The sequence below is a fragment of the Longibacter salinarum genome (genome assembly GCF_002554795.1).
GTDB lineage: Bacteria > Bacteroidota > Rhodothermia > Rhodothermales > Salinibacteraceae > Longibacter > Longibacter salinarum.
In genome coordinates this window covers 779,986-798,478 of sequence record NZ_PDEQ01000001.1, presented here as the reverse complement: position 1 = coordinate 798,478, position 18,493 = coordinate 779,986, and the positions used below count along the sequence as shown (strand labels likewise).

General features: G+C 58.7%; 12 protein-coding genes. 7 read left to right on the top strand and 5 right to left on the bottom strand.

The annotated features are described in order from the left end of the window. Positions 1–7: 7 nt before the first annotated feature. From CRI94_RS03215 to CRI94_RS03205, 3 genes are read right to left on the bottom strand one after another with little or no spacing between them, the layout of a single operon-like run. Positions 8–1,120 (bottom strand): PP2C family protein-serine/threonine phosphatase, encoded by a 1,113-nt coding sequence (locus CRI94_RS03215; protein WP_098074199.1) that lies wholly within the window; start codon positions 1,118–1,120, stop codon positions 8–10. Continuing rightward, positions 1,099–1,719, bottom strand: coding sequence for an ATP-binding protein (locus CRI94_RS03210; protein WP_098074309.1), 621 nt, complete (start codon positions 1,717–1,719; stop codon positions 1,099–1,101). The genes CRI94_RS03215 and CRI94_RS03210 overlap by 22 nt, the downstream gene beginning before the upstream one ends. A 54-nt stretch (positions 1,720–1,773) precedes the next feature. Continuing rightward, on the bottom strand, positions 1,774–2,112 hold the full coding sequence (locus CRI94_RS03205; protein ID WP_098074198.1) for an STAS domain-containing protein: 339 nt from the start codon (positions 2,110–2,112) through the stop codon (positions 1,774–1,776). A gap of 541 nt (positions 2,113–2,653) precedes the next feature. Between CRI94_RS03205 and lptC the strand changes: the two genes are divergently transcribed. The 7 genes from lptC to CRI94_RS03170 all read left to right on the top strand — a co-directional run bounded on the left by lptC (position 2,654) and on the right by CRI94_RS03170 (position 14,046). Further along, positions 2,654–3,367 carry an LPS export ABC transporter periplasmic protein LptC gene (gene lptC / locus CRI94_RS03200; protein WP_245846052.1) on the top strand — a complete coding sequence of 238 codons (714 nt, stop codon included), beginning with the start codon at positions 2,654–2,656 and terminating at the stop codon, positions 3,365–3,367. 189 nt (positions 3,368–3,556) lie between these two features. Next, entirely contained in the window at positions 3,557–5,449 is a 1,893-nt protein-coding gene (locus tag CRI94_RS03195; protein WP_098074197.1) for an OstA-like protein, read from the top strand. A gap of 88 nt (positions 5,450–5,537) precedes the next feature. Then, complete coding sequence (lptB, locus tag CRI94_RS03190) at positions 5,538–6,266, top strand: LPS export ABC transporter ATP-binding protein (protein WP_342751886.1); 729 nt, start codon at positions 5,538–5,540, stop codon at positions 6,264–6,266. A 285-nt stretch (positions 6,267–6,551) separates the two neighbouring features. Beyond that, positions 6,552–8,384, top strand: coding sequence for a glutamine--fructose-6-phosphate transaminase (isomerizing) (gene glmS, locus CRI94_RS03185; RefSeq protein ID WP_098074195.1), 1,833 nt, complete (start codon positions 6,552–6,554; stop codon positions 8,382–8,384). Positions 8,385–8,605: 221 nt separating this feature from the next. Then, entirely contained in the window at positions 8,606–10,642 is a 2,037-nt protein-coding gene (locus CRI94_RS03180; RefSeq protein WP_098074194.1) for a serine hydrolase domain-containing protein, read from the top strand. A gap of 246 nt (positions 10,643–10,888) precedes the next feature. Then, positions 10,889–13,678 carry an ATP-dependent helicase gene (locus CRI94_RS03175; RefSeq protein WP_179862131.1) on the top strand — a complete coding sequence of 930 codons (2,790 nt, stop codon included), beginning with the start codon at positions 10,889–10,891 and terminating at the stop codon, positions 13,676–13,678. Positions 13,679–13,791: 113 nt separating this feature from the next. Continuing rightward, positions 13,792–14,046, top strand: a complete 255-nt coding sequence (locus tag CRI94_RS03170; RefSeq protein ID WP_098074192.1) for a hypothetical protein — start codon at positions 13,792–13,794, stop codon at positions 14,044–14,046. 990 nt (positions 14,047–15,036) lie between these two features. Here CRI94_RS03170 and glpX read toward each other — a convergent pair. Both glpX and CRI94_RS03160 read right to left on the bottom strand, forming a co-directional pair. Beyond that, positions 15,037–16,035 (bottom strand): class II fructose-bisphosphatase, encoded by a 999-nt coding sequence (gene glpX / locus CRI94_RS03165; protein ID WP_098074191.1) that lies wholly within the window; start codon positions 16,033–16,035, stop codon positions 15,037–15,039. A 5-nt stretch (positions 16,036–16,040) separates the two neighbouring features. Then, a complete protein-coding gene (locus CRI94_RS03160; protein ID WP_098074190.1) occupies positions 16,041–18,203 on the bottom strand; it encodes a SulP family inorganic anion transporter in 2,163 nt (720 codons plus the stop codon). Positions 18,204–18,493 lie beyond the last annotated feature (290 nt).

Below are 18,493 nucleotides of genomic sequence, written 5' to 3'. Positions count from 1 at the left end.
CGCTAACCTATGTGTTGCGTTGCATCCAGTACACGAGCACATCGTCGTGAAATGAATCGTCGTTTCCACGGGAGAGCGCCTCATTCAGCAAGGCATCGATGGGTTTGTCTGCATCCAGCGTTTGTGCAGCGATGTCGAGAATGCCTGCTTCGCCGAGCACGTCGTGTCCATTTACGGGGTGCTCTAGAAGTCCGTCGGTATAGGCCATGAGCGCGGTGCCGGGATCGAGATGGATCGTTTCATCCTTGAAGGACGCATTTCCCTCGAGACCGAGAATCAGATCGCTGTGTTCGGCTACAGACGCTCCGTCGGGTGTGATAATCACAGGGCGACAGTGACCCGCGTTGGCGTACGTGACCGTGTGTGTCGACGGATCCCAGTTGAAGAGGAGGAACGAGGCGAACGTCTCCTCAAGCACCTCGTCGGTCAGCAACATCTCATTGATTCGCGCCAGGATGCCGGCGGGCGAGGTTGATTCTTGCAGCAACGTGTGAAGGGTCGCTCGAACGTAGCTCAGAAAGCTGAAGGCGTAAAACTTCGCCCGGATGCCTTTCCCCATCACATCACCGATTGTGATGAAGTAGCTTCCGTCGTCTGCCTTTGTCCAGTCAAAGAGGTCGCCGCCACCCTGCTCACGGGCTTCCGAGTGGAAGAAGATCTCATATCCGTCCACCTCCGGTAGGCTTTTCGGCAATAGACGATTGGAAAAGTCGCGTCCGATTTCTGCGTCCAGCTGCGTCTGGAAGACCTGCATGCGTTCCAGGAGCCGCTCGATACGCGTGAGCAGCTGCTCCATGTCGAACGGCTTCGTAATGTAATCGTCTACGCCCGTGCGCGCGCCCTGCCGCCGCGTTGGTTCGTCGGCCCGGGCAGTAAGGAAAATGAACGGGATAACGCGCGTGTTTTTGTCATCCTGCAGCTTGGACTGCAGGGCAAACCCGTCCATCTTCGGCATCATAATATCCGAGATGATCAGGTGCGGCGTTTTCCGTTCGATCTGTTCGAGGGCTTCTTCACCGTTAGCTGCTGTGGCCACGTCATACTTTTTGTTGAGGCGGTACTTCAGCAACTCACGTACGGTGCTGTCGTCCTCAACGATCAGAATAGCATGCTCAGCCATGGGTCGTGATCGACGGGAATGGAAAATTCGAAACGGTGGCACCCGGCGTCGGTCGAGTGATACGTGCACCTATCAGTACACGCGTTAATGATGCGCAGTCCCATGCCTCGCTCGGGTAGAACGCGGGCCTCCTGACGCTGCTTAACGAGCTGTTCCTGCAAATCGAATCCATGCGAATTATCATCTACAGCGCAAGAAATATACCGCTCGTGGGCGTAGATGCGAATCTCAACGGTAGGGGACTCGGATCCGAAGTCGGCATGCTGAATCAGGTTCGCGAGCCACTCGTGAAGAACGACCTGGACATACCGAACAACCGATGGTCGTCCTTGATCTTCGTCTGGCAGTGACGTGCCGTTCGATGATTCTGAAGGAATAGGACGGGAAGAGGAGGACTCTGACGACGCAGAGTCGGGCCCTGTATCCTTCGCGTGCTTGCGAAACGACGTACCATCCGGTCGTTCGGACGACGTATTGGCTGCCCACGTGGACATCGGGTCCTCGCCGAACTCAGCGAGCCACTCGTCGAGCAGACCTCGCACGTCATCGATCGCGCGATTGAGGTCGTCGTAATGTTGTGAGATTGAGTGCATGCCCATACGCCAGCCCGGCGGTTGCGTCCCGCCGTGTGAACAGATTCGTGCTACGAATAGCTAGGCCAACGCGTCATGCGCGGCGTCGACCGTTGGAAACTGGCGAAATACTTTGTACGTGCGGGTGAGCTGCACGACGACTTGGACGGGCCTCGACACATCCGCGAATGCGACTTGACCGTCATCCGGCGAAATCTGCCGGTACAGCGAAAAGATCGACCCTAGACCGGTGCTGTCGAGCACAGCCGTGTCAGAAAAGTCCAGAATGAAATTCACGGAGCCGTCGTCGATTTCGGACTGAAACGTCGACTTGAATTCGTCGGCGTTCCGGAAGTCGAGGGCTTCACCCATACGGATGACGACCGTCTGTGGAGATAAAGATTCTACCGTAAAACTCATATGAGTCGATTATATAGAGGTCGACGCGTGATAAGGAGGGAACCAGCCGCATAAATGCCACCGATTGGGCCGATTGGTGCATTTCCGAACGCACGTCACGGGTCCACACAGCCGCTGTGGTCATCAAACATACTCATTCGCAGGGAGTGGCGTGAGCCATCCCGGTTCCACCACAATGACGCAATACCATTGATACGTCTCACGTTTACGTACAACGTCGCAAAGAATAAGCGCGAACGCAACGCCTGCGACCGTGGTAGGTGGACGTTGATCCGATTGTAGCCAAAATTGTTCGTAGATTCGGCAAACGTGCCCGGGCGATGTGTGTTCACCCGCCAGGGTTTTGGTTGTCAATCCATCGGGTATTGAAAACGCACGTCCGGTGATGGCGTCCGTCGTCGGGCCTGGTCCCGATTGTATTGATTCGAAGATCCCTCTTGTTATGCGTGGTATATCGACCATCGTTGCGTTCCGTCCGCTGACCCGGCGCATCTGGAAATCGGGGGGGGCGTGTAGGCAAAGAGGCAGACGGTACGGGTTCGTGGCTGTTGCTCTTCTGGTCGGGATTTGCCTGCTGGGCTGTGAACGACGCGAGCGCGACGTATCGGCAGCCATGGCGGCGGACTCCACGGAGAATGCCCCGACGCAGGTCAGTTGGTCTGTCCATTTCGGCCTACAGGAAGAAGGGCTGCGTCGCGCTCACTTTGTTGCCGATCGCATGGCGCACTACGAGACTGACGACAGTACGTACATCGAGCTCTCGATGATAGCCGATTCGTCGACGGCAGAACGGTCGGCGTCGGATTCCCTCGACCGCCCTTCCGCGCTCGGGGATTCCGTCACGGCTTCGAGAGGACGACGAGATTCGCTCACGGGAATTCAGGGAGGGCCGATTCCTCACGACCGCGTTATTGCCTACGTCTTCGAAGAGGGGGATTCGTCAGCCGTCATCACTGCAGAACGGATGCTGTATTTCGCCGATGAGAGCCGCTTCGAGGCGTTTGGTGACGTGATGGTGCACACGGTGGACAACAAACGCCTTTCGAGCGAACACTTGACGTGGAATCAAAACTCACGTAAGATCCGAACTCGACGGTTCGTTCGAATCATCACGCCGACCGAGGATGTGCAGGGCAATGGCCTCGTGGCCGACGAGGATCTTGACACCTACCAGATCGGGCGCTTCACGGCGGATGTGGATGTAGAAGAGTCTCCAGATCCCGATTCCGTTTCGGGTGGCGGGAGGGAACGATAACTCCCTTGTCCGCACCTGCTTGTCTTTTCACCCATTAACGATTTACGATTCGTGACACCCGTTTATCGCCCTTTTCTGATATCGGAAGCCCAATACCGACTCGTGGTGGCGGGATTGGCCATCCTTTGCTGGGGGAGCGTGCTCACGGGCTGTGCTGCGTTTCAGTCGTCCTCGGATGCTTCAGATCAAATGGCAGACTCAGTGTCCGTCGACACGCTCGATGCGGACTCTCTGGCAGCGGGTGCCGATTCGATCATGGATACGGACTCGCTTCCGGCTGCAGCGTTAGATACCGTCCGCGACGACCGAATTCAAATTGACACGACACGTCGGACCGAGCCCTCCAACGACTCGCTTCGGCGTCTGACACCGCAAGACACCATCCCCTCCGGGGAAACGGCCGCGGGAAGTGATCAGAGGGTTCGCGTTCGTGCGGATTCGTTGTCCGCTCGTGATGGTGAAGAAGGGGAGCGCCTCCAGGAGCTCTTCGGAAATGTTTTCGTCCGGCAGGACAGCACGATTCTCCGGTCCCGCGAAGCCGTCCGGTACCTGTCGAAGGATGAGTTTCTGTTCCGCGGCGACGTGGTGATTTTTGAACGAGGAGACACGCTTCGGTCGACCACCGTCCGGTATGACCGACGCTCGAAAGTGGGGCGCGCTTTCGGCCGTGTTCACCTCTCCGACGGTGATGTCGATGTGTACTCGACACGTGCAATTTATTATTCCGACGAGAAGCGATCCGTCTTCCCAGACTCCGTTCTGCTCGTGGATGACGACCGGACACTCCGCGCCGAGTCCGGCGTCTACTACTCGGAGCAAGAGCGGGCCGACTTTTTTGGTGAGGTGGAAGTCCGCGACCCGGATACGTACATGGAGGCGGACACTGTGGTCTACTACCGGGACGAGGAGCGAACGGAGGCACGGGGCGACGTCTTTATCGACCGCAACCCGACGTCGCAGGCACTTGCAGAGCGAAGCGCCGGGTACGATTCGCTAGAAGCGCGGGCCGCGTCGGATCGTCCGGACGCTTCTCCTGATGAAACGGAGGCAGAGGAGCCCGCCGACGCAGGGGAGCAAACGCTGCTCTGGGGCGATCAGGCTGTGAACGACGAGCAGGAGAAAACCAGTCGTGTTACCGGTCGAGCGATCCTCCTACAGGTTCGAGTAGATAGTCTCGGAGAGCCCACTGACACGCTGCTCGTTCGGTCGCATCGACTCAATGCGCTACGGACGGATACGCTGAACCGAATGGTCGCGATTGATTCCGTTCGTATCTGGCAGCAGGACCTCTCCGCCACAGCCGATTCGGTCGTCTACGATCGCTTTTCTGCAAGCGGAGACGATGACGCAGAAAATGATGCGCCGTCGCGGGAAGAGACGCGGCTGTATCGCGGACCAATGGCCTGGTTCGATGGCTCGCAAGTATCAGGAGATACGATCCGCGTTGTGGCGAAGAACCGGTCGGTCGATACGGTCTTTGTCCGCTCAAATGCGTTCGCCTCCCAGGAAGACAGCGTGAGCGGAAAGGTGCAGCAGCTCAAAGGGCGATTGATCACGGCGGTCTTTCGGCGGGACTCCATCCGGCAGATTGTCGCCCAGCCCAACGCCCTAGCGATTCGGTTCTTGACCGGAAGTGACGGGGAGGCGAACGGGGCAGCGAAGACGAGTGCCGATCGCATCGTCCTGCGTTTTGCGAAAGGTGATGTCGAACGTGTTAGCGTGTTGGGGGGCACGGAAACCACATATTACAAGCAGGAAATCGTGCCGGACCCTTTTCAGTTGGATGGGTTCGTCTGGACGCCTGACCGGCGACCAGAAAAGAAAGACTACGTTACGGATGAACGAGTACGTCGTCGACTTCGCCCGGAGACGAACCCGGAGTCAGATTCGGCACGCGTTGCTGCAGAGAACGCAGCGCCCGCGACATCCCCGTCGGGGCGGGACGGATCCAGGACGTCCGAGCAGGATTCAACCGCTCCCAGGGACACGACCTCACGCCGCACGTCCCGCGACGTTGAGGACATACAGCGGTCCCCGTCTTCCCCTTCTGATAGTACGACCGTGTACGTTCCGCATGAGTGACTCCGCCCCCTCGAATACCGAGACGAGTCCGAAGGTAGCTCCCGAATCGGAGCCGACCGTCGCCCAGCGGTCGATTCCGGACGACCCGATCGTGTTGTCTGCCGAGCACCTGACCAAGCGCTACAAGAAACGTGCTGTGGTCAAAGACGTGAGCCTGCGCGTGCAACAGGGTGAGATTGTCGGGCTTTTGGGACCGAACGGTGCGGGGAAGACGACCACCTTCCACATGATCGTCGGCATGATTCGGCCGAATGAGGGTCGCATCGTTCTCGGCGGCGATGACGTGACGCGGCTACCCATGTACAAGCGCGCACGCCGCGGTGTGGGATACCTTGCGCAGGAGACCAGCGTCTTTCGTGAGTTGTCCGTTGAGGACAATCTGCATGCTGTGCTCGAGTTTCAGCCAATCAGTGCGCAGGAGCGAAAAGCTCGCGTCGAAGCTCTGATTCGTGAGTTTGGGTTGGACCGCGTTCGGGAGTCGAAAGGCTACGCATTGTCTGGCGGAGAGCGGCGCCGTACCGAGATTGCCCGTGCGCTGGCGACGCGTCCCCAATTTTTTCTCTTGGATGAGCCGTTCGCGGGCGTCGACCCGATTGCCGTGGAAGACATTCAGTCCATCGTCGCCGGACTCAAAGAGCGAGGAATTGGCGTGCTCATCACCGACCACAACGTCCACGAGACGCTGGCAATTACCGATCGTGCGTATCTGTTGTATGAAGGAGATATCCTAAAGGCCGGCACCGCCGAAGAGCTTGCAGCCGATCCAGAAGTCAGAAAGCGGTATCTCGGTGAGAAATTTACGCTGGACCGGTACTAGCACGCTGAGTGTCATACGACGAGCGGCGAACAACAAGCCGGTAGGGGAAGTTCATTGCGGCTTCGGGGAAAACGGGACACGAATCGTGACGGTCACCTTCTTAACGACATAAGCATCCTCAAAGGTTGCAGTCTTAGCTTTCTCGTCGTTTCTTTTCTCATCGTTCGTTCTCCCGCAATTCTCTCTGCTGTCCGTGGCACGGTTCTCGTGCAAATGTGTCATGCAGCATCGGGAGAGAGCACCTCTCTGAGCAGTACGTCCTGATCACGTTTCGACTGGCCTTACATGTGTGGAATTGTTGGATACATCGGTGATCAACAAGCCGAATCGATTTTATTGACCGGTCTCAAAAGACTCGAATACCGAGGATACGACTCGGCCGGTCTTGCCATCGTAGGAGATGACGGCTTGGTCGTCGAGAAGCGAAAGGGAAAGGTGGATGAGCTTCGATCCGCCGTCAACGGTCAACCGCTCAGAGGAACGCTTGGCGTCGGACACACGCGCTGGGCGACCCACGGACCGCCCACGGACGAAAACGCGCACCCTCATACAAGCGTGACGGGGGAGTTCGCCCTGGTTCACAACGGGATCATCGAGAATCACGGAGTCATCCGTCAACGGTTATCGGAGAAGGGATACACGTTCGAGAGCGATACCGACACCGAAGTTCTCGTTCACCTGATCGATGACATCCGCGCGGAGACCGATCTTTCGCTGGAAGAAGCCATCCGTCAGGCTTTGACACAGGTCGTCGGGACGTACGGAATTGCTGTCGTCTCAAGTGTCAACGACAAGCTGATTGCTGCTCGCAAGGGGAGCCCGCTCATCCTCGGCATTGGAGATGGTGAGTACTTTATCGGCTCCGATGCGGCGCCGTTGGTCGAGCACACGCGCCAGGTTGTCTACCTGAGCGACGGCGAAATCGTGACGGTGAGCCGCTCCGGGTACGAGGTGAAGACGGTCGAGAACGTCCCGCTGGAAAAAGAGGTGCATGAGCTGGAGTGGGATCTCGGTGAGATCGAGAAGAGCGGCTACGACCACTTCATGTTGAAGGAAATCATGGAGCAGCCGACCTCGCTGTCGGACTCGATGCGTGGACGTCTGCTTCCCGAGGACCCGCGAGTGGTTCTAGGCGGTCTGCACACCGTGTGGGATCAGCTTGTGGATGCGGATCGCATCATTATCGCGGCCTGTGGCACGTCCTGGCACTCCGCCCTCGTCGGCGAATATCTCATCGAGTCGTTTGCGCGAATCCCGGTCGAGGTCGAGTACGCCAGTGAGTTTCGGTATCGGAATCCCATTCTCCGCGACGGCGACGTGGTCGTCGTCATCTCCCAGAGTGGTGAAACGGCCGATACGCTGGCGGCCGTTCGAGAGGCGCGCAAAAAAGGCGTACTGTGCCTCGGCATCTGCAACGTCGTTGGCTCCACCATTGCACGCGAGACGGATGCCGGCGTCTACCTGCATGCCGGTCCCGAGATCGGCGTTGCATCGACCAAGGCATTCACCGCGCAGGTCACGGTCCTCGCCATGATCGCCCTCAAGCTTGCGGAAAATCGCACGCTGTCAACGGGAGAAATGGCGCACAACCTCCACGCGCTGGCATCCATTCCGGATAAGGTCGATGAGGTGCTCGACATGAACGACGAGATTCGGGAGATGGCGAGCGTCTACCGATACGCGTCGAACTTCCTGTACCTCGGTCGAGGCTATAACTTCCCGGTTGCACTCGAGGGAGCGTTGAAGCTCAAAGAGATTAGCTACATCCACGCCGAGGGATACCCCGCTGCGGAGATGAAGCACGGTCCGATCGCTCTCATTGACCGCTTTATGCCGGTCGTCTTTATTGCGATGAAGGACTCGACGTACGACAAAGTGGTATCGAACATCGAGGAGGTTGTCGCGCGCGACGGGTCAGTCATCGCGATTACGGACGAGGGAAATGGCGAACTCGACAAACTCTGCGAGTACGTGCTGCGTATTCCGAAGACGGAAGAGTTCCTTTCACCACTGTTGACGGTCGTCCCGCTACAGCTTCTGAGTTACCATATCGCTGTCATGCGCGGATGCCACGTTGATCAGCCCCGCAACCTCGCAAAGAGCGTCACGGTAGAGTAGGCCACCTGCGTCCAATTGAAGTAGAAAAGCGCCTCTGTCCCGATGTGGGAGAGAGGCGCTTTTGTATTCAGCCCCGGTCGACACGTGAGCAGACCTTCAACGGACGGATCGCCCGAAAAACAGTCGTCAATCGTGTAACCATTTAGTAGAAATCGTCGTGCTTTAGATGTATAATCGGTCGACAGCCTCGCTTTTCCGTGAATCGAATCCTTCCGTGTCTGATGTTTCGTCAATTGAATGATCGAGCGGCTATCATTTGCCTGCTCGTCGTCGTTCTTGCTGCCTCCGTGATCGGAATACCGCAGGCTACCGCCCAGACGGCGGGTCGCACTCTGTCTGTGTCGGAGAGCGTGGCCGATTCGCTTGGCGAGGATGACATGCATCGCTATTCGGTCTCTCTCGACGCCGGTCAATTCGTTTTTGGTACGGCCAATCAGGAATCGGTAGATGTCGTTATCGAAGTGATCGCTCCAGACAGTTCCACGGTGGTGCAGATCGACATGTCCGGCGAGGGGCCGGAGCCTTTCAATTTCGAGTCTGAGGCGAAAGGCGTGTATGAGCTGGTGGTGACGCCGTTCGAGAAGGACACGGGCCGTTACACGTTGCGTCTGGATGGCATCGAGCCGATTGCGGAGACGCCTGAAGCCCGCGTTGAGCAGTTGGCCTACCGGCTGACCGGCGATGCGCCCGGGCTGCTTGTCGGTGTTGTACGGAATGGCGAACTCACGTACAGCGGGGCGTTCGGGATGGCCGATCTAACAGCGGAGGCGCCTTTTACCGTCGATACACCCTCCAACATCGGCTCCGTCTCCAAGCAGTTCACCGCGATGGCTGTCCTCCTTTTGGAGCATGAGGGAAAGCTCTCGCTGGACGATCCTGTGACGAAGCACTTGCCGGAGGTCAAGGCCTTCGAAGACACGGTTCGAATTCGGCATCTGCTCACGCACACCAGCGGGTATCGTGAGATCATGAACACCGCCGTCATGTCGGGTATCCGAATCGAAAAAGGAGACTTCATCGACGACGATATGACGTACGAGGTGATACAGCGTCAGCCCGAGCTCCAAAATTCGCCGGGTGCGCGATGGAATTATAACAACACGGGATACCAGCTTCTGGCCAGGATTGTCGCGAAGGTGTCCGGCATGTCTTTCCCCACCTACATGAATGAGAATGTATTTCAGCCTCTGGGTATGACGAACACGCTCGTGCGGGCGCCCCGCTCGGAGATCGTGCCACATGCGGCCCAGGGCTACGTGATGGAGGATGGGGAGTATCGCGAAGGATTCGACCTGCCGGCGTCGATGGGGGCCGGAGGTATGTACACCACGCTTGGGGATCTCGCAAAATGGATCGACAATTTCGACACGCATGAACTCGGGGGATCGGAGGCTTACGAGAAGATGACGACCCCGTACGTGCTCGCGAGCGGTGACACGACGGAGTATGGGCTCGGCCTCTTCGTCCAGAAGAGGCACGGCCTCAACGTCATCCAGCACGGGGGCTCCGATCTCGCGCATCGCGCTCAACTCACGTACTTTCCCGATCTCGATGCCGGTTTTATTCTGATGTCGAATAATGCAATGGTACCGGGCTCGCTACCTCAGGATGTCGCGGAGGTCTTCTTCGGGGATGCCATGGAGTTGGAGTCGGACACCGCACCGGCTGATGAGGCTACGAGCGATTCCAGCACGTTCGACCCAGCCGAGATGACGCCCCAACGATTCGAAACGTTTGCGGGGCGATACGAACTGGACAATGTGTCCGGGTTCGTCCTCACGTTTACCCAGGAGGAGGGGACGTTCTACGTGCAGGCAACCGGTCAGCCGAAACTCGAAATCGTTCCCGTCGGCCCGAAAGAGTTTGATCTTATCGCTGTGGAAGCGCGCGTTGAATTCCGCGACGTGGCGGACGGGAAAGCTCAGGCGTTGACCCTGTATCAGAACGGCGAGCAGCCGGCATCCCGGATTGAAGCGAAGCCGTGGGAGCCGGCCGCCGACTCTCTTGCTGCGTACGCGGGCAACTATTACAGCGACGAACTACAGACCACCTACACGATGGTCGTCGAGGACGGCGTGCTTGTTCTGACTCATGCGCGCCTGGATGACATCGAATTGCGCCCAACAAAGGAAGATCGCTTCTCCGGCACGTTTCCCGTGACGAACATTGAGTTTGTTCGAGGAGACAACGGGTCCATCGTCGGGTTTGATGCCGGCAACGGTCGGACGGAGGGTGTTCACTTTGAGCGGATGGAATAACCGTTCGTGCTATTACCGTTGTCCGTCTCCCAGCCGGTCCCGGTCACCTCGATCGGGGCCGGTTTCGCATGTCTTGTCGGTCGACGGAGGCATCATGATTTGAGAACGGGATTGTCTATGTAAAGGCCGCTGTCACGACACCCTATGATGCCCGATCGTGGAATCATTGTGTAGGGCGAACGAAGCGCATCGACGCCTCGTGAAACGATGCGCCCAACTCCTCCTGATGCTTTGCCTGCCCGCCGAATGTCTAATTCCGTTTCCGCCGGCCGGACGCCGGGACTTGCCCTTGATACTCGGAAACTGACGCCGGAACAGCAGGCCATTGTTCGCCACGACGATGGTCCTGCCCTCGTTTTTGCCGTCGCGGGCGCGGGCAAAACCACATCGATGGTCCACCGGATTCGGCGTCTCGTCGAAGATGGCGCAGCGGCCAATCGGATTCTGGCAAGTTCGTTCAGCCGGTCGACGGTGTCAGATCTTGAATCGGGTCTCACAGCTCTTGGCATCAGGGGCGTGCAGTGCCGCACGCTTCATTCGCTCGGACGCACGTTTATTGCCCAGGCGGAGCGTCTCGGTCACCGACCTCGACGCCTGAATAACGGCGAGGTCGACCCGGCATCGATGGCACGGATTCTGGCTGCGAAGGCGCGCACGCAACTCGCGATGGAGCGGAGCATGGACACATCCGCTCTCGGCATTCCGCAGTCCGACCTCGAGGACCAGATCTCGGCGTGGAAAACAGGCCTCGCGTACGCCGACCTGCATCAGACCGACCTTCCGGAGGATGCACGCGACCGTGCCTCACAGGCTGAGCATGATAATGAAGACTTCCTGACCCTCTATCGGTACGCCGAACGTCTCCGGGAGCAGCGGGGCTGGGTCACGTTCGACGATATGCTGCGGGAAGGGTGGGAGGTTCTTATGTGCCATGAGGACGTGCGCACGCAGGCGCAAGGCCAGTTCGATTACGTTCTTGTGGATGAGTTTCAGGACGTGAGCCTCGTGCAGTCCCTGCTCCTCGATGTGCTCACGGAGCCGCACCGAAATTACATGGTGATCGGCGACGACGATCAGTGCATCTACGAATGGCGGGGTGCCGATCCGTCCTTCATTCTCAATTTCGGGGAGCGGTACGACGCGGACGAATACGTGATTTCGGACAACTTCCGCTCGACCGGTCAGCAGACAAGTCTCGCAAACGCTGTCATTGTCCAGAACGAGCGTCGTCACCCAAAGCGCCTTCACCCGACGCGTACGTTCGAGGGCCACACGCATGTGCGGGCCTGCCGTGGACGGGTTGGGCAGGCGCGAGAGCTCGTCCGGGAAGTGCAACAACATCTTCGCGACGGCGCGACGCACAGGGATCTCGTTCTGCTGGTGCGCCAGTACGCACAGACGCCATTCATCGAGCAGGAGCTGATCCGCGAGCAGATCCCGTATCGAATCGTAGGCAACCCGCCGTTCTATCTGCGCACCCAGGTTCAAGCGCTCCTGCGACACTTGTTTTTCGCCGTTCTCGATCGACGGGTTCGTGAGGAGGGGTGGTTTCAAGACAGTCGACGCGTCCGACAGTATCTGGATCGGTTCGAGAAGGTGATGCTGGAGCCGAATCGATATGTGTCCGGCACCGTCCTCCACAACATCAAGCTCCGAGCGCGACGGGAACGGACGTCCGTGCTGGATGTGTTGCACTCCTTCCGCGACGACATGCATGCGCGGACGGCAAAGGGTGTTGATGATTTTCTCGATGTCATGGATGGCCTGCGCGGGCGCCTTGATGAACCTGCCGGCGAGACCGTCGAGTGGCTCATCGATTCCATGGGGTACGAGGGATACATCCGGCGGCATAGCGCCTTCAAAGAAACGGCCGATGACCGCATCCGCACCGCGCGGTCGCTGGTTCATTTTGCGAAAGGACTACGTTCCACGCAGGCGTTGCTTGAGCGGGTCAAGCAGATCTCATTCAACCGGATGGAGCAGGGGCCCGGGGAGGAAAGCCTCGAAATACGGTCGATTCACCGGGCAAAGGGAGGCGAGTGGCCCGTGGTCTTCGTCCCGGACTGCAACGATGGAACGATTCCAAACCTGACGGGCGTCGAGATGGAGACGGACGAAGACGACGGTTCGGATGCTCCTCCGCAGACCCTGATGGAAGGGGAGCGGCGCCTCTTTTACGTTGCGCTGACCCGGGCGAAAAACGAATTGTACCTGTTTCGGGACGAAGGGGAGCCAATTTCTCCATTTCTCACCGACGCGGAGGCCAACGACGTTCTGGATGCGTGTGAGCACTGCCGGCGTGTCTTGCACGAAGGAGACGCTGGTCTCGACACGCCGTCCGTTGCTCGGTTTTGTACGGCTGTGGTTCGGCTAAAAATCGATCGGTACCTGAAGGAGCGGTGGAGCCCAGCGCCAGAATGGCTCGATGGGTTTCATCTGCGCCTCCAGGGGATCGAAGACGCGATCGATTCGGCCCGAGAGGAGGTCGATACGTACGAGCGGGCGAACGAAGCGTACGAGGCGACAAAGACGGAGAAACTCGATCCAATCAATGAGGACCTCGCCCACCTTCGAGAGAAAAAGTTCGTTCTTCCAGCCGTCGAGGTGCCGGTTGCTTACAACGGAGAAAGCGCAGAGCACTGGGTTGATAAGCCGGTTCGGTTCGACTCGGACGACGGCGACATGGTTGTTGTAGCAGGTTCCGTTACGGTTGGACGCGTGGACTTCGGTCGGGACTCGGATGGTGTCGCCGAAGAGGCGGTCGGACCGTTGAGTCTGGACGCTCTGCGTGGCGATGTGACACGGGCCTCTCGGTCGGGGGAGACGCTGTACGTTTCCATCGACGTAGGAGCGACGCGTCGTCGCCTGGAGGCGGAGCGCCGACGCATCATGCGCGAACTCGATCCGCCGCCTGCGCCCGACGAGGAGACGCGTCTGCTGGCGTCGGAGGCGTGTGCTTCTGGTTTGCAGCGCGTATCGGCTCTGATTGATGACGTCGCCCGGCGGCTTGACGCCTCGGTGACGGAGGAAGTGTAGCGCTCGAAAAGACGAGGGATGTCACGGTCCCGGTCGGAACTGATCTCCGAACACTTATAGCCCCTTAGCCCGTATGACTCTTTCCGCTAATCCTCGACCGACCAACACCGATTATGGCCACATACACTGTCATCGGCTTTACGAAAGACGGTTTCGACCGATTTACGAATGTCACGCAGGCCGACGACGAGCAAGAGGCGGCGTCAAAAGCGATTCAGGATGAGTTTATCAAGCGAGAGTATCGGCGTGCACCGGACACGCACACGATTGCTGAACTCGAGAACAAAACCGGGCTCTTCGTCACCGGAATCATTGAAGGGGAGCACGAGAACCTGAACGAAAACATCGACCGACACGAGGACGCCTGATCCAAGCGTTCGCATGTGGTTGACCTGTTAGTCCGTGTCCGACCCATCGGGACACGGGCTTTTCTATGTCTAATACCATTTCCAACCTGCTTCGCGGATGAGTTGCAAAAACCTCAGCACGGCCATTCATGACGATCATAGAGCCGACGGTGATCCGCTCGCATTGACGCGGCAAACAGGATCTTTTGACTTTAAAATGTTGGTGTCTACAACGGCTTTGACTCGGTGGATGCGCCATCCCGAAAACAGAAAACGTTTGAACGTATACCGTTGAAACGTTTCTCTTCCCAACTGGGAGCCGCTGCGATGATACGGCTTGGACGATCCTGACAGTATCATTCGGAAAACGCAAGCAGCCGGGTTTAGCTATCAGACCGTCTTGATTTCAAACCGGAATGTCTCCGTATGTCATTGACAAACGGACCTCGTGCGTCTCATGTGTCTTAGTAACGGGGCGTTATAATAAATCCAAATGACAATGTCGGGGTCACGATCGTCTGTGGAAGCGTTTCGTAGGCGTGAGAACCTGTTTGGCGGACAGCCTTCGGCGATCCAACGGTACGGACCTCCCGCCGGTCAGTCCTCGCTCCGTTCGCAATACAAGGCTTGGTTGATCTCGCGAGCCGGGTCGACGACGTCATTGTGAAAGGCTCCCCGATTCAAGCTTGCGAATCACCATAAAAGACGGCGCTCACGTTTTCGCGATCCATCCGCCAAACAGGTTGCGAAGGTGCCAGAAAACGTTGATTCCTGCGTGTCTTCCCCCTTTTCCGGTCGAGTCGACCCCACAGCCGAGGCACGGCATCCGGACACGATCATTTGGATTCAGTATGATCGTCGAACATGACGCACCCTCACACTTCCATACCCACATACTCCCGCACATTTCGGAGCGGCAGCGCCGGGAAATACGCTCTAATGAACGTGTCCGGTAGGTAGCAGCCGGGGGTTGACAACTGTACTCTGGTGCAGCCTTTCGGACGTGGTCAGTCAATTCGTATCGTGACCGAGCCACGTTGGGTCTGCATTCTCGTCCAGCAGGTGTTCTGCCTGAATTGTGCGCCGCGTTCGGGTTTCTGCCCGTAGAACGAGCGAGTGCGTTTCTGCACGTTGCCCGTGGTAGTGCACGCCGCGGAGTACGGGGCCGTCCGTCACGCCGGTCGCGCTGAAGTAAAGGTCCGTACCGGAGACGAGGTCGGAGGCGGTCAGGATAGCTGACTCATCGAGACCGGACGTTCGCAGGTCGCTCCGTTCCTTCTGCGACTGAGGGGCGAGGCGGCCGAGCATCGCTCCACCGAGCGCCCGTACCGCACATGCGGCGATGACGCCTTCCGGGATCCCGCCGATGTCCATGAGCGCGTCAACGCCTGGGTGACGTGGCGACGCGGCAAGGAGAGCGCCCGCGACATCGCCTTCCGCCTGAAGCATCACACGCGCACCGGCTGCACGAATTTCGTCGATGAGGTCGGCGTGTCGCGGTCGGTCGAGAACGAAAATGACCAGGTCGCGGACGGCTTTTTCTTTGACCCGCGCGAGGAGGGATAGCGTCCACGCCGCCGGCGCGTCCAGGCATTCCGGAACGATGGCCGATGCAGCGTGCCGATCGACGACCAACTTTTCCATATAGACGGCGCGTTCCGGTGCCCACATCGAACCGCGAGGAGCGGCTGCGATCACGGAAATAGCCCCCGGCAGTCCGCGTGCAAGCAAATTGCGGCCATCCACCGGATCGACGACCAGATCCACGGCATCGCCGTGACCCGTTCCGACGGCATCGCCATGCCGGAGCATACGATCCGACTTGAGTTCTCGATGTTCTCCAAGAACAATCCGCCCGTCTACGGGCAGCGTATTCAACTCACGCCGCATTGCGGTGGTCGCGTCACCGTCGGGCCGAATGGCATCCCCAAAGCCCATGTGCCGTCCGGCGGCGATAGCAGCCGCTTCGGTGATGCGCACGAGGTCCAGTCCAAGATTACGGGTATCCATCCGTGTCAACCCGGTACAATTGTTTTTGAATGTGATGGGGTGCCCATGGCCGTAAGTAGATCCGCCGATTCCCAGGAAAGAAGTCCTCCTTTCAGCACACGGACCTGCCGGTCGTGGATCGGTGCGATATGCACGCCCGCGCTACGACTGCGACGGCCACCGCGGCAGACGATAACGATGGGGCGATCCGTGCCGTCCATTGCGCATGAGGGATCGGCAATAAGGTTGAGATACGGAATGTTTTCCGAACCAGGAATGTGGCCACGAGCAAATTCGCGCGGCTCGCGGACATCAATGATGCGGGGCTCGATCCCATGTCCATGCAACTCCTGCCATAGATCGACCGCGTCGATGGTCTCGACGGTGACTTCATCGTCGGTGGGCACGTGTGCAGCGGGGCGCAGATGGAGCGGGATGTCCGGGCGAGGAATCGTCTGACACTCTCGAAAGGCGCGCATGCGACATTCGTACACGCAGACTGCTGGGTCGAGCACGTGGTGAAATAACGTGTCGACGGCTGTATCTACGTTCAGGAAGTGGTCGCGACCGAGCGTCTCGTGGAATCGCGTGCTGATCATGAAGCGGAGAACCGGGCGCTGGATACGGGTGAGGTAGAGATCGCCGACGTGACGACGCCGATCCTCGGCCAGTCGCTCCAGCATCCGCACGCCACTTACGTCGATTCGATTGACCCCCTGCATTCGAAGAAGCAGAAATCGCTGGTCTGGGTGGTCGTCGCAGTGCGAGAGGAGCGTATCTTCTACGTGTGAGGTTGCGCCAAAATACAGGTCCCCGCGAATGTCGAAGATCGCGAGCTGGGTGCATGGATCCTGCGGCGAGTGTCGAACGAAGTGGCGAAAGCATTCATCCGGCCGGACGGGTACGACATCGGGAGCACTCGTTCGCAAGACGTAGTGGCCGAGTGCCGTGAGAATGCCTGCAAGCACAGCGACGTCGATGGGAAGGAAGAGCGTTCCGAGAAACGTGACGCTCATCACCACGGACTCTCCCCGGCTGCTGCGGACGACCTGGCGGATCCGATCGAGGTCGATCATTTTGATCGCGACGACGATGAGGATGCCTGCAAGGGCGGCCCGTGGCAGGTAAGCACCGAGTGGGCCGAATAGCAGCATGAACGCCAGCACGAATGCACCGGAGATGACGGCAGCGAGGGGAGTGCGGGCGCCAGTCTCCGCTGCAACGGCCGACCGAGAGAAGGAGCCCGAAACCGAGAAGCCGGAGAACCAGCCGGCGACGATATTGGCGAGCCCCTGTCCCACGAACTCTTGGTTGGCGTCGAGTCGTTCACCGCCGGGATTCGGTAAGGAGCGGGCGACCGCCATCGTTTGAATCAGGCCGATGGAAGCGATTGCGAGTGCCCCGGTGGCGAGGGAAGAGATGAGAGCCCCGTCAAAGATGGGAAGGGACTGAGGTCGGGGCAGATCCGTCGGGAGGGCGCCGATGACGTTGAGTCCAAGCTGTGAGGGGCCGAGGAGGGCGGCTAGGGCCGACGTGGCGAGCAGGGCGAGAAGCGTGGCGGGCCATGATCGCCGAATCATACGAATGCCGACAAGAAGAGCTATTGTCGCCGTTCCGATGACCAGTGATGGAAGGTGAACGTCAGGTAGTTGCTGCAGAATCGCCTCCAGTCGTGGCCAGAGCGCCCGGGCGGCGACGTCCACGCGGAGGACATGTCGCAACTCACTCACAGCAATCTGGATTCCCGCGCCGGCGGCGAAGCCAACGATAACGGCATCCGAGACGAATGTCACGAGCACACCGAGCCTCGCGACGCCAAGGATGACCTGTACGGTGCCGGCCATCACGGCAAGAAGTCCGGCGACGACGACCATGGCCGAGGGATCTGCCGGGGCGGTAGCCGCGACTGACGACATAACGAGCAGCGAGACGGCAGATGTTGGACCCGTATGCACGAGCACAGAGGATCCCCAGAGAGCGCCCACGATCGCTCCGATCACCGCCGTGACCAGGCCCGTCTCGGCCGGAAGTCCGGCAAGGATTGCGAACGCAATGGCCTGTGGAAGGAGCACCACGGCCAGTGTGAGACCGGACACCGCATCTCGCGCCACGATTCCGCGATCGACCGACCGCATCCGTCGCCATGGAGCGGTCGCGTAGGCTGTTAGCGTCGAGGTAAGTGAGGCCATAGGGTACGTGCGCCGAATGGACGAACGCGCTAACCGGCTCAGGATAAGAGCGTTCACCTCGCTCTATTCATCAAGATACAGTCGGTAGAGCCCGCAGTCCAACGAGAATAAAAACTCCTGTGTCATTAATTGTGCGATGATGATGTAGCTGGTTGTGTCGCGTGATACACGTTGAGACGGCGTGTGATACATATGATCACGACTCGCGGAATATCGATTATGCAACAGTGTCGTTCAAAGTAGGGAAGAGTCGAGGAGAGGCGGCAACCTGGACATCAACATCGCGTTGG